Annotated in this window: 11 protein-coding genes and 9 tRNA genes; 1 reads left to right on the top strand and 19 read right to left on the bottom strand. The window is 26.0% G+C overall.

What is annotated here, in order from left to right; all coding sequences use genetic code 4:
* Nucleotides 1-5: 5 nt before the first annotated feature.
* The 4 genes from greA to Q346_RS0101990 all read right to left on the bottom strand — a co-directional run bounded on the left by greA (nucleotide 6) and on the right by Q346_RS0101990 (nucleotide 3,272).
* Nucleotides 6-497, bottom strand: a complete 492-nt coding sequence (gene greA, locus Q346_RS0102005; protein WP_027332846.1) for a transcription elongation factor GreA — start codon at nucleotides 495-497, stop codon at nucleotides 6-8.
* Between the two features lie 73 nt (nucleotides 498-570).
* Nucleotides 571-1,461, bottom strand: a complete 891-nt coding sequence (locus Q346_RS0102000; protein ID WP_027332845.1) for an energy-coupling factor transporter transmembrane component T family protein — start codon at nucleotides 1,459-1,461, stop codon at nucleotides 571-573.
* Nucleotides 1,462-2,484 (bottom strand): energy-coupling factor transporter ATPase, encoded by a 1,023-nt coding sequence (locus Q346_RS0101995; protein WP_027332844.1) that lies wholly within the window; start codon nucleotides 2,482-2,484, stop codon nucleotides 1,462-1,464.
* Entirely contained in the window at nucleotides 2,475-3,272 is a 798-nt protein-coding gene (locus tag Q346_RS0101990) for an energy-coupling factor transporter ATPase (RefSeq protein ID WP_027332843.1), read from the bottom strand. The genes Q346_RS0101995 and Q346_RS0101990 overlap by 10 nt, the downstream gene beginning before the upstream one ends.
* A 59-nt stretch (nucleotides 3,273-3,331) precedes the next feature.
* Between Q346_RS0101990 and Q346_RS0101985 the strand changes: the two genes are divergently transcribed.
* Nucleotides 3,332-3,415: transfer RNA gene (locus Q346_RS0101985), tRNA-Leu, on the top strand.
* Nucleotides 3,416-3,442: 27 nt separating this feature from the next.
* Here Q346_RS0101985 and Q346_RS03815 read toward each other — a convergent pair.
* The 15 genes from Q346_RS03815 to dnaE all read right to left on the bottom strand — a co-directional run bounded on the left by Q346_RS03815 (nucleotide 3,443) and on the right by dnaE (nucleotide 15,016).
* Nucleotides 3,443-4,111 (bottom strand): signal peptidase II, encoded by a 669-nt coding sequence (locus Q346_RS03815; RefSeq protein WP_036437932.1) that lies wholly within the window; start codon nucleotides 4,109-4,111, stop codon nucleotides 3,443-3,445.
* Nucleotides 4,098-6,791 carry an isoleucine--tRNA ligase gene (gene ileS, locus Q346_RS0101975; protein ID WP_027332842.1) on the bottom strand — a complete coding sequence of 898 codons (2,694 nt, stop codon included), beginning with the start codon at nucleotides 6,789-6,791 and terminating at the stop codon, nucleotides 4,098-4,100. Before ileS ends, Q346_RS03815 begins: the two co-directional genes overlap by 14 nt.
* Nucleotides 6,792-6,903: 112 nt before the next feature.
* A tRNA-Phe gene (locus Q346_RS0101970) sits at nucleotides 6,904-6,979 on the bottom strand.
* Nucleotide 6,980: 1 nt separating this feature from the next.
* A tRNA-Asp gene (locus tag Q346_RS0101965) sits at nucleotides 6,981-7,056 on the bottom strand.
* Nucleotides 7,057-7,132 (bottom strand) — tRNA-Met (locus tag Q346_RS0101960). It abuts the tRNA gene before it with no gap.
* A 37-nt stretch (nucleotides 7,133-7,169) separates the two neighbouring features.
* Nucleotides 7,170-7,262 (bottom strand) — tRNA-Ser (locus Q346_RS0101955).
* A 1-nt stretch (nucleotide 7,263) separates the two neighbouring features.
* A tRNA-Ile gene (locus Q346_RS0101950) sits at nucleotides 7,264-7,339 on the bottom strand.
* Between the two features lie 25 nt (nucleotides 7,340-7,364).
* Nucleotides 7,365-7,441, bottom strand: a tRNA-Met gene (locus Q346_RS0101945).
* Nucleotides 7,442-7,445: 4 nt separating this feature from the next.
* Nucleotides 7,446-7,522 (bottom strand) — tRNA-Ala (locus Q346_RS0101940).
* 4 nt (nucleotides 7,523-7,526) lie between these two features.
* A tRNA-Pro gene (locus tag Q346_RS0101935) sits at nucleotides 7,527-7,603 on the bottom strand.
* Between the two features lie 286 nt (nucleotides 7,604-7,889).
* A complete protein-coding gene (gene uvrC, locus Q346_RS0101930) occupies nucleotides 7,890-9,611 on the bottom strand; it encodes an excinuclease ABC subunit UvrC (RefSeq protein ID WP_027332841.1) in 1,722 nt (573 codons plus the stop codon).
* A gap of 1 nt (nucleotide 9,612) precedes the next feature.
* Nucleotides 9,613-9,954, bottom strand: coding sequence for a thioredoxin family protein (locus Q346_RS0101925; protein ID WP_027332840.1), 342 nt, complete (start codon nucleotides 9,952-9,954; stop codon nucleotides 9,613-9,615).
* A gap of 15 nt (nucleotides 9,955-9,969) precedes the next feature.
* Nucleotides 9,970-11,196, bottom strand: coding sequence for a hypothetical protein (locus tag Q346_RS0101920; RefSeq protein WP_027332839.1), 1,227 nt, complete (start codon nucleotides 11,194-11,196; stop codon nucleotides 9,970-9,972).
* A gap of 9 nt (nucleotides 11,197-11,205) precedes the next feature.
* A complete protein-coding gene (locus Q346_RS03810; RefSeq protein ID WP_036437930.1) occupies nucleotides 11,206-12,093 on the bottom strand; it encodes a 5'-3' exonuclease in 888 nt (295 codons plus the stop codon).
* Nucleotides 12,086-15,016: a DNA polymerase III subunit alpha gene (gene dnaE / locus Q346_RS0101910; protein WP_027332838.1), complete on the bottom strand. Its 2,931-nt coding sequence runs from the start codon at nucleotides 15,014-15,016 to the stop codon at nucleotides 12,086-12,088. Before dnaE ends, Q346_RS03810 begins: the two co-directional genes overlap by 8 nt.
* Nucleotides 15,017-15,075: the final 59 nt, after the last annotated feature.

Below are 15,075 nucleotides of genomic sequence, written 5' to 3'. Positions count from 1 at the left end.
TTGTTTTATTTAATTTCAATTACTTTAATTGTGTATTTTTTTGGGGCTTCAACTTCTACTTCGTTGCCTACTGCAGTTTCCATTAATGCCTGCGCTAATGGAGACTCATTTGAAATAATTCCTTCCATTGGATTACTTTCATGAGTTCCAAGAATTTTTACTTCTCTTTCAATTCCTTTATCAACAATTAAATACTTAACTATTGAACCAATAGTTGCTCTATCTTTTTTTAGATTATCTTGATTTAAATCATCATGCACAATAGCATTTTGTAAAATATCTTCAAGTTGTAAAATTCTACCTTCAATTTCCGCTTGTCTATCTCTGGCTGCATCATATTCAGCATTTTCAGAAAGGTCACCTTGTGCTCTTGCTTCCTTTAAGGCAGCTTGAACCGCGGGTCTTTCAACTTGAACTAAATAATCATGTTCTTCTTGAAATTTTTTATAAGTTTCTTGAGTTAATAAATTTTTTACTTCGTTTTTTGCTTTAGCCATTTTAACTCCTTAGATTCGTAATAAGTTTTATTATTAATAATAATATATTAATTAACTTTAATATTAATTAATTTTAAAAATTTGATTTAGTAATTTTATATCAAGTTGGTAAAAAATCAGGAACATACTTACTTTGTGACACAATAATAAAAATTAATAGTCCAACAAACAAAATAAAAATTAAATAATCTTGTCATTCTCATTTTAATGAACGATATCTAGTGCGTTTTTCATATGGATCATAACCTCTAGTTTCCATTGCATTAGATAAATCTTCTGCTCTAGAAAATGAAATAACAAATAAAGGAATAATTAAGGTAGTGAATGAACGCGCTTTTTCTTTGATTTTTCCATTTCTAAAGTCAATTCCTCTACTTGCTTGAGCTTTAATAATTCTTTGAGCCTCATCCAATAATGTTGGAATAAAACGTAAAGTAATTGAAATAATCATTGCAATAATATGCACTGGAATAAATAATAATTTCAAAGGTCAAAGTAAATCTTCAATTGCTTTAGTTAATAAAACTGGTTTAGTGGTCATAACTAATAAAGAAGTAGCTAAAATCATTGTGTAAATTCTTAAAATTAAAGCCACAGTTCTAATTATGGTGCCATAATAAATGCCATAAATCCCTTTATAAATGTCTCAATAAATTTGTCTTTGTCACACATATTCATAAGTTTGAATACTTGGATCATTAATTTTCATTGTATAAACATTAATAAAGAAAATAAAAATTCCAATTAATAAAGGCATTCGAAAACTTTTTAATAGGGCTTTAAAACTCTTAGTAGCAATTAAATAAGCAGTCATTACTGGAATCATGATTAAAAACATGCTAAAAAAGTAATCAGAAAAGAAAGCCATTATAATAATTAAAATATTTACAATTAATTTTAATCTAGCATCTAAACGATGCACAAAGGTATTGTTATTGCTATAACTTCCAAAAGGAGTATTCATTTATTTTGCTCCTTTCTTTTTTAATCTATATTCATTTAAAAATTTTGCTAGTTCATTGATTGTATGAACTTCAGGAACTGGAATATTTTTTTCTCTTAACTTGTTTGCAAATGCCAATAATTTAGGTGGCTCCATATAATTAGCTTCTAAAAATTTAGTATCGTTTAAAACTGCATAAGTGTTGCCATCTTTGACAATTTTGCCATCTTTAAACATTAAAATTCTCTGAGTAACTTCCAAAACATTATCTAAATCGTGAGTTACAATAATTACAGTTTTACCCATTTTATGTAAATTAGTAAAAATTTCTAAAATTTCCACGACACCAGCAGGATCTAATCCGGCGGTTGGCTCATCTGCAACAATAAAATCAGGTTCCATCGCCAAAATCCCTGCTAGTGCGACTCTTCTTTTTTGTCCCCCAGATAAACCAAAAGGAGATTTATCTAAGTAAGAACTATCTAAACCAACTAAATTCAAATATTTTTCCGCTCTTTTTAAAGCTTCTTCTTTTGAAACTCCAAAACTAATTGGACCAAAGGCAATATCTTTTGCAATTGATTCTTCAAATAATTGATACTCAGCAAACTGAAACACTATTCCAATTTGTTCTCTTATGTCTTTTGCATATTTAAATTTTTTCATTTTCTTTTGCAATGAAACATCAAAATTAATTCTAGTTGGTTTTTTTAAAGACAATTTAAATTCTTTAATTTTATTTTTTTGTTCTTGTTTGCTTAATTTTTGTTTTATCAAATCGTTTTTGTAATTTTTTAATGCAATTCTTTTTTGTTTAAAATTTAATTTTCTTTCTAAATCATACTTTCAATTAATTCTTCCAGATGTTGGATGTAACAAAGCGTTCAAATGTTCAATAAATGTGGTTTTTCCAGAACCGGTTTGTCCTATGATACCAATAAATTCTCCATTTGTAATTGTCGCACTTACTTCATTTAAAGCCATATGCTCATTAGGAGTTTTAGGACTAAAAATATGTTTTAATTTTTTAATTTCTATGAGCATAATTCTTTTATTAATTCCTCTTCATTATAAGTTGCTTCAACACCTTCTATTTCTTCGCTTAATTTGTAAATGAAAGGCGAATCTATTTTAGCTTTTTCAATGATTTCTTTATTTTTCAAAATTTCTTTAGGGCTTCCACTTGCTATAATTTTACCCCCAGAAAACACAATACACAAATCAGCTTGAATTGCTTCGTCCATATCATGAGTAATTGAAATTAAAGTTTTAGTTCTAGTTTTTTGAATTTCTCTAATAATTTCCAAAATTTTTCTTTTACCAAGCGGATCAAGCATTGAAGTTACTTCATCAAAAATAATAATTTCAGGGTCTAGGGCTAAAACTGAGGCAATAGCCACTCTTTGTTTTTGGCCTCCAGAAAGAAATTGTGGTTCTTTACTTAAATATTTTTTCATCCCCACTTTTTCAGATAAATTATCAATAATTTCTTTCATTTCGCTTGATTTCATTTTTTTGTTTTCTAATCCAAAAGCAATATCATCTTCGACACTAGCACCTATAAATTGGTTATCAGGATTTTGAAAAATAATGCCGATTTTTTTTCTTATTTCTCTCAAAGTTTTTTTACTAATTTCAATTCCATCAATTTCAATACTTCCGGAAATAGGTTTATATAAAGCTACTAAAACTTTTGAAAAGGTGCTTTTACCTGATCCATTATGTCCTAAAATTGCAACATATTGTCCCTTTGGAATTTCTAAATTAATATGGTCTAAAGCATTTTTAGTTGCTTCTGGATATCTAAATACTAAATCTTTAACTTTAATCATAAGTCTAATTATATGAAAAAGATTAAAATAATAATTGTTTAATGTTATAATTTTCAAGCGCCCAAGTGGTGGAATGGTAGACGCTGCGGACTCAAAATCCGCTGGAGCAATCCGTGCAGGTTCAAGTCCTGTCTTGGGCACCATATCATATTGATCAAAAAAAGAAAGTGTTATTCACTTTCTTTTTTTTCTGTTTCTTCTAAAGAATTCTTTTCTTTAAAAAAGTTTGCCAAATTATAAATAATTAAATAAAGTCCGCCAATTATAATGCATGCATCAGCAAAATTAAATGTTCCTAATTGTTTGGAAGTCCATCTTTCTAAAAATGGAATAAAAAGAATATCTTTGACCATTCCACCTTCAAAAATAAAACGATCTAACATATTACCAAAATCACCAGCAATTATAAAAGCAGTGATAATTAAATAATTTCAATTATTACTATAAAAAGGCACAATTAGTAAAACTAAAATAATTAAAATACTAATTGTTTGCACAATATTAATTACTACAGCACTCTTTTTTAAAGGAATGATAGTTACACCGTAATGCCCTATTGACCTAATACCAATAATACCAAAATCATAATAGCCAATTGAAGTTCATGCCCCATCAGTGTGGTCAGAATTTCAATTGAATAAATAAGTTTTAGTTAATTGATCAATTAAAACTAATAAAAAGACAATGCCTAAAACAATTAAATATTTAAAAGCTAATTTTTTAGGATTTTTCTTTGCTTCGTTAATTTTAGTTTGAAAGTTTTGGACTCTTTTTTTTCATCACTCGCTAATAATTTCTTTAAAGTTGCGTTTTGGATTTAATCCGTTAATTTCCGCCATTTGCTTTTAAACTTTCTATTACAGAGTGACATAATTGACAAATATCATCTACCATTTGAATTGGTAAATAATGATTTCAACAACGGTTACATTTTATAGAATCAAAAGTTTCAATTTTAGTTTCATTACTAAATTCAACTAACCCAACCATTAAAAGTTGTTTTAAATCAAGAGATTTAATAAATTCACTATTAGTATTTAAAGTTAACTTAGCTTCATTTGATCTCTTAATTAAGCCTTCTTGAATTGCATTTTCGATTAACACATTAATTTCACTTCTAAGTTTAAAGAATTCTTCTCATTCTACTAATAAATCAGAATTTTCTTCGATAGTAAAATTTAAAGTTTCTAAATGAACAGAATCTAATTTATCTACTTTATTAAAATGTTTATAAGCATCTTCAGCGGTAGTAGGTAAAATAGGAGCTAAAATTTTAATAAAGAAATCAGCTATTTCATAAAAATTAGTTAATGTCATTAATCTATTCATTGAATCTTCTTTTTCAATATATAAGATATCTTTAGTTATATTCAAATAAAAACTTGATAAATCAACTACATAATTATTTAAAGTTTTAATTACATAAATAAATTTGTATTCATCATAGAATTTTAAGACTGTTTTCTTAACATTTTCTAATTCTGCTTTAATGTAAGCATGAATACCTTGACGTTTTAATTTAGGATCGTAATTGAAATTGTTTAAATTCCCCAATAAAAATCTCAATGTGTTTCTCAATTTACGATAAATTTCGCTATTTTGATTCAAAATGTTATCACTTATTGCAACATCATTAGTATATTCACTATTAGCAGCTCATAATCTTAAAATATCTGCTCCAGATTTAGTAATTACTTTAATAGGATCAATAGTATTACCTTTAGATTTAGACATTTTATTTCCGTTTGAATCTACTACAAAACCATGAGAAACAATAGTTTTATAAGGGCTTACATTTGCATAAGCCACCGAATTAATTAATGATGAATTAAATCAACCACGATATTGATCTGTTCCCTCTAAATATAAATCATAAGGTGCTTTTACATTTTGTGCAATTTCAACTGCAAAAGAAGTAGAACCTGAATCAAATCAAACATCCATGATATCTTTTTCTTTTGTGTAGCCTTTATTACGATATTCTTCAGGCAATAATTCATCAACACTTTTACTTCATCATACATTAGTGCCTTCTTTTGCCACCATATCAATAACATAATCAAAAATTTCTTCTTTGATTACTGGTTCATTATTTTCATCATAAAAAATAATGATTGGTACTCCTCAAGTTCTTTGTCTACTAATAGTTCAATCATTTCTTTCTGCAATCATTGTAGTTAAACGTTTTTTAGCTCATTCTGGATAAGTTTCTACTTTTTCTAATTTTGAAAGAATTTCGCTTCTTATTTTATCTATTGAAACAAATCATTGTGGAGTGCCTCTAAAAATAACTGGTTTTAAAGTTCTTCAATCATGCGGATATGAGTGAACAAAATTTTCACTTTTTAATAAGTAATTGCTTTGGGTTAATTCTTCTAAAATTTGTTCATTTGCTTTTAAATAAAATTGATTAGCAAATTTACCTGCTTCATTATTTAAAATACCATCATCATTGACATGCATTATTCTATTTAATTGGTACTTTTGCCCAATTCTAAAATCATCTTCTCCAAACAATGGAGCAATATGTACTAATCCTGAACCTGATTCTAAAGTCACATGATGTCCGATTACAACTGGAGCTATATTTTGATTAATTATACTTAAATATTCTACCCCTGCGAAATCTTTGGCATTTAAGGTTTCGACTATTTGATAATCATTTCAATTAAATTCTTTAGCAATTTTTTCAACTAAATCTAATGCGATTATGTATCTTTCTTTTCCAACTAAAACAACTGCATATTGAAATTTTTCACTTATTGCAATTCCTGAATTGGCAATCAATGTTCAAGGAGTTGTGGTTCAAATAACTAATTTATCTCCAATTTTAATTTTGTTATTTTCATTTTCAATTTCAACAATTGGAAATGCTACATAAATTGATGGACTTTCGATATCTTTATATTCAACTTCTGCTTCAGCTAAAGCACTTCTAGAAGTTGGAGATCAATAAACAGGTTTTAAATCTTTATAAACTAAATTAGTTAAAGCCATTTTTTTAAACAACTCTAATTGTTTAGCTACAAAAGATTTGTCTAATGTTAAATAATATTTTGAAAAATCAGTTAAAAGTTGCATTTGTTTAAATTGTTCCATTTGGATTGCAACTTGCTCTAAAGCATAATCAGCAGCTTTTTCTCTTAATTGTAATGGAGTTAAAGTAGCAACATCAATTTTAGCTTGTTGAAGCATTTTATGTTCAATTGGTAATCCATGAGTATCTCAACCAGGCACAAAAGGTGAATAAAAACCTCTCATTGTTTTATATCTAACAATGATATCTTTTAAAATTTTATTTAAAGCGTGACCAACGTGTAAATTCCCATTTGCATATGGTGGTCCATCATGCAAAATAAATGGAGTATTATTTTTATTTCTTTCCAAAAGTCTTTGATAAATTTGTTTATCAAGTCATTCTTGTCTATATAATGGTTCCTTTTGAACTAAATTTGCCCTCATATCAAAATCAGTTTTTGGCATTATTAATGTATCTTTATAATTATTTTTTTCAGACATAAAACTCCTCATAATTTAGTAATAAAACAATTTTACTTATTAATATTTAATAAAAAAATAATTTCATATAAATATAAAAAAACCTTCGTAAAACGAAGGGATCAAATTGATATGGTGGCTCCGGCAGGAATCGAACCAGCGACACACGGAGCTTCAGTCCGTTGCTCTACCAACTGAGCTACAGAGCCATGGCGGTCCAGACGGGAATCGAACCCGCGATCTTCTCCGTGACAGGGAGACGTATTAACCACTTTACCACTGAACCTGGTGGCGGAGGTTGGACTTGAACCAACGACCTCAGGGTTATGAGCCCTGCGAGATACCGACTTCTCCACTCCGCGATATGATATTAAATTTTGGCGTGTTTTACAACACAAATGGCGGGTGATGAGGGATTTGAACCCCCGCGGGCCGTGAAGCCCCTGATAGTTTTCAAGACTATTCCCTTCAGCCGGACTTGGGTAATCACCCTTGGTGGACCCAACAGGATTCGAACCTGTAACCGACCGGTTATGAGCCGGTTGCTCTAACCGTTGAGCTATAGGTCCAAAAAACAGTTAGATTTCCATATAATGGTAGCATCGATGAGATTCGAACTCATGACCTTCCGGGTATGAACCGGACGCTCTAACCAACTGAGCTACAATGCCATTTTGGTGGAGGATATGGGATTCGAACCCACCACCTCCTGCGTGCAAGGCAGGCGCTCTAGCCAAATGAGCTAATCCCCCAAAATGGTGAAGAAGACAGGATTTGAACCTGCGACCACTTGGTCCCAAACCAAGCGCTCTACCAAGCTGAGCTACTTCTCCACACTTGCAACAAATTTAGGTTTTTGTAAAATTGCTTAAACATTATAGCATTAAAAAAATTGATTGAAAAATTTTTTTAATTTTTTTTATTTTGCTATTTTATTATTTTTATCAATTTAAATATGAGCAATAGATATTTAAGGAGATAAAATTAAAAACGAATTTGCTGATGTAATTAATATTTTATTTTTTAATGAAAAAACATTTTTCATTAACTCATTTTGTAAAAAGGAAAAAATGCAAAGAAATAAAAATTTATTATCTATTGTCTAACCACTTCGGTGGTTTATTTTGTATATTCTTTTTCATATATTTTTTTAGCTAGACTTTTTGATACAACTTTTTCTAATGCTTCTAAACTAGCGTTGTAAATATTATTATAAGTTCCAAAATGATTTAATAATTTTTTTTCTGTTTTTTCTCCTAATCCATCTATTGATAATAACTTCCCTTCTAAAGAGACAATTTTGTTTCTTTTTCTTAAATGTTCTTTTGCAAATCTATCAACTTCAATTTGCATTTCTGATAAAAAATTAAAAATTTCTCTATTTTTTAAAATATTAACTTCTTTTTCATTTAAATCAATTAAAGTTCTAGTCCTATGGTAATTATCTTTTACTAATCCAATTACCGGAATATTCAATTTTAATTCTTTTAAAACTTTTTTAATTTCATGAATTTGTGGTAATCCACCATCTGCAATAATCAAATCCGGAATTAAATTTTCTTTTTCACTAGTTAAATATTTATATGCAGTTTGATACATATACTCTACATCAGCTTCTCTCTCGTTTATTAAAGAATGATTAAATTTTCTATAATAATTTTTATTTTTTTGCCCGTTTGTATAAAGAACAGCCACACCAATAGGATTAAAATTTGCAAAATTGGAATTATCAAAAAGTAAAACATTTTTGATGTTTGGCAAATTTAAAAAATCACTCAAAATTTTTTCTTTTTTTTCTGCTAATAGTAATTTCTGTTTAGCTTCTTCAGCTTTTGAAGAATAAAAATTATTCATATTTAATTCAGCAATTTCCAAAATTTTTTTATAAATTCCTATTTTTGGAGAAATTAGTTTTGTCGAAAAAGGAAGTTGAAGATTTAATTCAAGAAAATTTTTAGAAACTACAAATTCATCAGGAATTATTTTATTTTTGTAATATTCAATTAGAAAATTTTCTAACACATCATTTAAAGATAATTTTAAATTTATAATTTGATTATCTTTATTAATTAAAATACCATATCTATAAAACAAAATAGTAATATATAAAAATTCATTATCTACTTGATAAGTAAAAACATCAATATTTTTTAAATTTTTTAATTCTACTATTTGTTCTTCGTTTAATTTATTTAAAAAATTTAATGAATCTCTTATGTCTTTTGCAACTTCAAATTGCAAATTTTCTGAAGCTTCATGCATTTTTTCTTTTAATTTTTTTAAATATTCTTTGTTATTAAATTTTAAAATTTCTTTAATTTTTAAAAATTGAGATTTTCAAAAATTCCTATTTGGATTTTTAATAGGTAATCCTTTTTCATAAAATGCTTCTCTTTCAAGTAATTTTAAAATTAAAGTAGAGCCATATCCATTTGGAAATGGCCCAAAATAAAATAAATTTTCATTTTCTGGTTTTTTTATTTTTCTTATTAAATTAATCTCTAATTTATCATTATTTAGTTCAATTTTCAAATAAGGATATCTTTTATCATCCAATAACAAAATGTTAAATTCTGGATTATATTTTTCAATTAATTGTTTTTCTAAAACCAAAGCTTCTTTATTGTTTCTTACCACATAAATTTCAAAGTCACAAATAAGATCAACCATTTTTGCGGTTTTATAAGAATTTAAAGCTCCTTCTAAATATTGATGAAGTCTTTTTCTTAAATTGATTGCTTTCCCCACATAAATAACATTTTCATCTATGTCTTTTCACAAATAAACTCCGGGCTTATTTGGAACTTGTTTAATTTTTTCTAAAATAATTTCTTTTTGCATTTTAATCTATATATTGTTCAATAAATTGTTTCAAAATTTCCTTTGGATAATATTCATAGGCAATTTTAAGAATTTGATTATTTTTGAAATAAACAAAAGCTGGAACCTTTAAAACTTTAAAAGGAGAATTTATATCTCTAAATAATTTGGCTTCTTCAGCATCTATTTCATAAAAGGTTATATTTTTATTATCTCTATATTCATTAAAAATTTGAGTTACAACTGGTTTCATCATTTTACAATCAGGACATCATGTGGTAGTGAATTCTAAAAAATAGAGCATATCTTTATTTTGTTTATCAGTAATAATTTTTTTAGCTTCATTTCATTTTAATTTAGTCATTGTTTGGCACCTTTATTACAATATTGGGCTTTCTCATTCTTCTTCATTATTAGTTACTGGTTCGTTTTTAGATAAATTAGAATTTATTTTTTTAGTTTCATTTAGATTAGAAACTTCTATGGTTTCTTCCAAATTCTCATCAAAATTTAATTCATTAATTTCTTCATTATAAAAAATTGGATTTTCGATTTTTTCTATTTGAACATTTTTACTAATAGAAGTTTTATTATTAGTTAGAATGGCTGATTCTAATTCTTCAGTTTCATCTTCTTTTAAAGCGATTTCATTTTCTTTATTTTCGATCTCTGCGTTTATCGGTTTTTTGGTTTTTTTAATATTTTTAAAATATAAAAAAGCTTCATCTTCTCTTGTTAATATAGAAAAATGTTTTTTTATTTCTGAATATGTTTGCTTAAAACTTTCATTTTCAAGATTAAGGATTTTTTTAGCTCAATTTACAAATTCAAAAAATCTTTTTGTTTCATTTGTATAAAAAAAGATTTGATTTTTTTTAAGTTCGGTTTCATATTCAACCACAGAATGTTTTGATTTTCTAAGTTTTTTTCAATATTGATATGGTCTAATTAATCAAAAAGAAAAATATAAATATATGGATAAAAAAATAATAATTATTCAAACAAGAAATGGAGAAAAAGAAATAACATAAAAAATATTAAAAATTGAATCAAATAAAATTCCTATATTGCCTTTAGTTATAGGATTTATTCCATCATTAGTAAAACTTTTATATCATCCAAGAGAAAAAATTGAACTTAATTCAGAAGGTTTATAGTAGTATCAATTTTCCGTTCTTTGTCCAACTAAAATAGCATGATAAATTAAAATAAAAATTAATAACAAAACTAAAATGTTTTTAAATAAATTATTTTTTAAAGAAGAATAAGGAATTTTTTGATATTTATCAAATCAAGAAATTGCATATTTGTTTAAAAATAAATTCAAGAAATTCAATAAAAAATAACTTAGTAGGACAATTACTAAAAAAATAATTAAATCTCCAAATAATAGACCTATTGTATATAAATATAATTTGCTAAAAAATTCTGAATTAAGATTGTTAGATAAAAAATATAAGCCAATCACCAAAAAAGAAATTAAAAAACTTATTACCAATTTGATAATTTCATTTTTTAATTCTTTTTTTTGCTTTTTATTTGTTTTTAAATTAATATCTTTTTCAAAAAAGGCAAAATTTAATTTATTTTTTTCTTTGTTTATCATAAATATAAATTATATATTAACTTTAAATAGAAAATTGTATGCGACTTTTAAATTATGTTTTTTTAACAATTCTTTTCCATCTGCATTGTTAAAATAAATAAAATTTGCATATTTTAATATTTCTTTATCCATTTGTACATTTCTATTTAAAATTGCTAAGGATTTACAAAAGAAAGCACTTTCTTTATCTAAAAGTAATTTTTCTTTTGTTTTACCTTTAATTAAATCTATTGAGTTATATAAATTCTCCAGAGTTTCATATTCATTTAATAATTTAATTGCTGTTTTTTCTCCAATTCCTTCTACACCTTTTAAATTATCAGAAGAATCACCAGCTAATCCTTTAAAATCTGGTATTTGATATGGCAAAATTCCAATTAAATTTTTAAAATTATCTAAGTTAATTAATTCAAATTCTCCAGTTTTTTTGTTATGACTAATTACACTTGTGTTTTCATTTACTAACTGTAAAAGGTCTTTATCTTTAGAAAAAATATAATTTTCTGTGTTTTTGTTTTGAGCTAATGTTGCGATTAAATCATCTGCTTCATCGCCAATTTGTTCAAATCATTTTACGTTTAAACCGGTTAATATTTGTTTTATCAAATTAAATTGTTCAAAAATAATTTCAGGAGCTTTTGTTCTTCCGGCTTTATATCCTTCATAATTTTCATGCCGTTTTGTTTTACCTTGTGCATCAAAAGCAACAAAAAGATAATCAGGTTTTATAAAATCAATTAATTTAGTTAATGATAAAAGAAAAACATGTACGCCGTTTGTATAAATTCCTTCTGGAGATTTCATTAATGAATTCATAGTGTATGGATTATAAGATGCATAAAAAGATTGAAACATTAAAAAGTTTCCATCAACTAATAAAAATTTTGACTTATTCATTTATTTTTCCTCATTCTATCGGTAAATAACGTTGTTTACTATCTCTTTTTATTCCCATTTTTATGATTTCACCTTTGGTTAAATGCTTAAATTTATTAAATATTTCTTCTTGATTTATAAAGGAAGTTACTTCTTTTGAACTATCTCTAAATTTAATCATTTTATATTTGAAATTGATATCTAAAATTTCAACAGGGAAATATTGAATTGTGTTAATTTTATTAAACAATGCCAAATTATTTCCAATGACTTCAAACTTAGAGGTAGGAAAAATATTAAAAGTTCCGCCCAAATATTTAGTTTCATTTTCAATTTCAAAAGCATAATCTATTTCACTTTGGGAATTTAGTTCATCTAATTTGGTTTCATAAGTGTCAATAGGAAATTTTTTAATATTTTCTTTATATGATGTTTTTTTATCAAAAATGCCATAAATTTGTTTAGTTAAATTATCACAAGAAATTATGAAATTCATATTACCATAGTCTCTAAATACATTAGATTTAATCAAAATTTCAATCGCATTATCTTTTAAGCCAGCAAATCTTAGTCTTAATAAAGTATCAAGAATATTAGAACTATAATTTCCATTTTCTTCCCTATCTTTAAGTATTTTATTAATTCCTTCATTACCGAATCCCTTAATCATTGAAAAAGGTAAATAAATTTCATTTTTATATATTTCAGATTTTTGACTTGAAAAATAAATATTAGGTGAATTAATTTTGAAATTTAATTCTTTTGCTTCTTTTACAATAGATAAAATTGTTTCTTGCGCACCTTGTGATGAAGTAATTAAAGCGTTATAAAAAAGAAAAGGTTGATGAGTTTTATAATAAGCCATTTTCATTGTTAAATAAGCATATGAAACGGCATGACTCTTGTTAAATCCATATAAACCAAATTCTTCAATAATATCGAAAATTTCGTTGGCTTTTTGTTCATTTAAACCTTTTTCTTTGGCACCATTAACAAAATCTGATCTAAAAGTTTTTAACTTTTCTTCTTCTTTTTTACTTATGGCTTTTCTCAAAAAGTCCGCTTTAGTAAATGAAAATCCGGCAATTTTTTCCGCTATTTGCATAATTTGTTCTTGATAAACAATTATTCCATATGTATTTTTAACAATTTCATCATATTCTTTGGAAATGGAATTCATTTGAGCTTTTTTATTTTTTACTTGTGCGTAAATATCAATATATTTCATCGGACCAGGTCTAAATAATGAAATAATTGCATATAAATCATCAAATTTATCGATTTTTACCTTTTTAATTGTTCTTGTCATTCCAGTTGATTCAAGTTGAAAAATTCCTTCTGTAAATCCTTGGTTTAAAATGTTGAAAGTTTTTTCATCGTTTAAAACATCAACTCCCTGACTTAATAAATAATCAAAGGTTTGTTCTTTTGGTAAAAATTTTTCTATTTCATTGACCTCAGTTAGAGTTTTTAATCCTAATAAATCAATTTTTAACAATCCAAAACTCTCCAAATAATTCATTGGCAATTGTATTTGCAAAAAATCAGTTTCTGAAGAAGGCATAACTGGAACTAAAGAACTAATTTTTACATCGCTTATAATAAAACCGGCTGGATGATATCCAAACTGGCGTGGTAGTCCTTCAATTTTTAGAGCCGTTGGATAAAGTAATTTATCATATTCTGAATTGTTTTTTATAATGCTTTTGAACTCACTAGTTTCATATGCCTCTTGCAAGGTATTTGTGTAAATAGATTTAGAAATTTTATTAATTTCTGTAATTGGCAAATTCAAAACTCTCCCAACATCTCTAATTGCGCTTTTTGCTCCGATTGTTTGAAAAGTGGAAATTAATGCAGTGTATTCATAACCATATTTGTTTTTTAAATAAGCAAAAACTTCTGCTCTTCGATCATCTTGAATATCAATATCGATGTCTGGTCATGAAGCTTTTTCATAATTTAAAAATCTTTCAAATAATAAATCATATTTTAATGGGTTAATTTCAGTAATTCCGAGTAGATAAGAAACCAATGAACCAGCTGCACTACCACGACCTGGGCCAATTTTAATACCATTGTTTTTTGCTCATTGAATTAAATCCTGAATGATTAAAAAATAATTAAAAAATTTTAAAGATATTATCACATCAATTTCTTTTTTTAATCTTTCTTGTCAAATCGGAGTTGTTACCAATTCATTTTCTTTAACTTGAATGCCTTTGTTTATTAATTCAATAAATTTTAAATAAGATTCTTTCTTATTTAAGTTTTCATAATTAGCAAGATGCAATTTTACCTTAGGTAAAATTAAATTACAATTTTCAACTATTTTCTTGGTATTTTCAATTACATTGTGTGGTAAATTTTCTAAATTTTCAAAATATTGAAATGAATAGTTCGCAGTTATTTCGACGTTTTTTTGTCCAATTGTAGCTAAAGTTTTTAAGGTTTCAATTTCATTTCCATTCATCAAATTATTTTTTCTTAAAAATACCACATTATTAAAACTTCTAGTTTCGCTTGAAAAAGGCAGATAAAAATTAGAAAAATTTAAAATTTGTTTGGTTTTTGCAAAAAATCCATGTGTAGGGTGATCTAATACATAAATATTTTCATCATCTAATTCATCAATAATTATTTTTATGAATGAATTTCTTTTTAAAATTAATTCATTGATTTTTTGGTATCCTTGATAATTTTTAGCCAAAATAATAAATCTATAACCATTAATTTCTAAATCTAGATCAACACCAACAATCCCTTTAATATTGTTTTTTTGACATTCTTCTAAAAATATACCTAAACCAAACAAATTATTGTAATCTGTTAGTACAACAGCTTCTAATTCATTTGCTTTAGAATCTTTGACTAAATTTTTAATTCTAATTGTTGATTCAAGAAATGAATATTCCGTTGTATTATAAAGCTGAACTAATTTCATTTTATCTCCTTATTTTTTAATTTATTTTTTATTTTATTTAATTACATTATGGAAAAAAT

The organism is Mycoplasmopsis gallinarum DSM 19816 (assembly GCF_000621085.1).
GTDB classification, from domain to species: domain Bacteria; phylum Bacillota_I; class Bacilli_A; order Mycoplasmatales; family Metamycoplasmataceae; genus Mycoplasmopsis; species Mycoplasmopsis gallinarum.
Note: the sequence above shows the minus strand (reverse complement) of the source record. Positions and strands in the feature narration are given on the sequence as shown.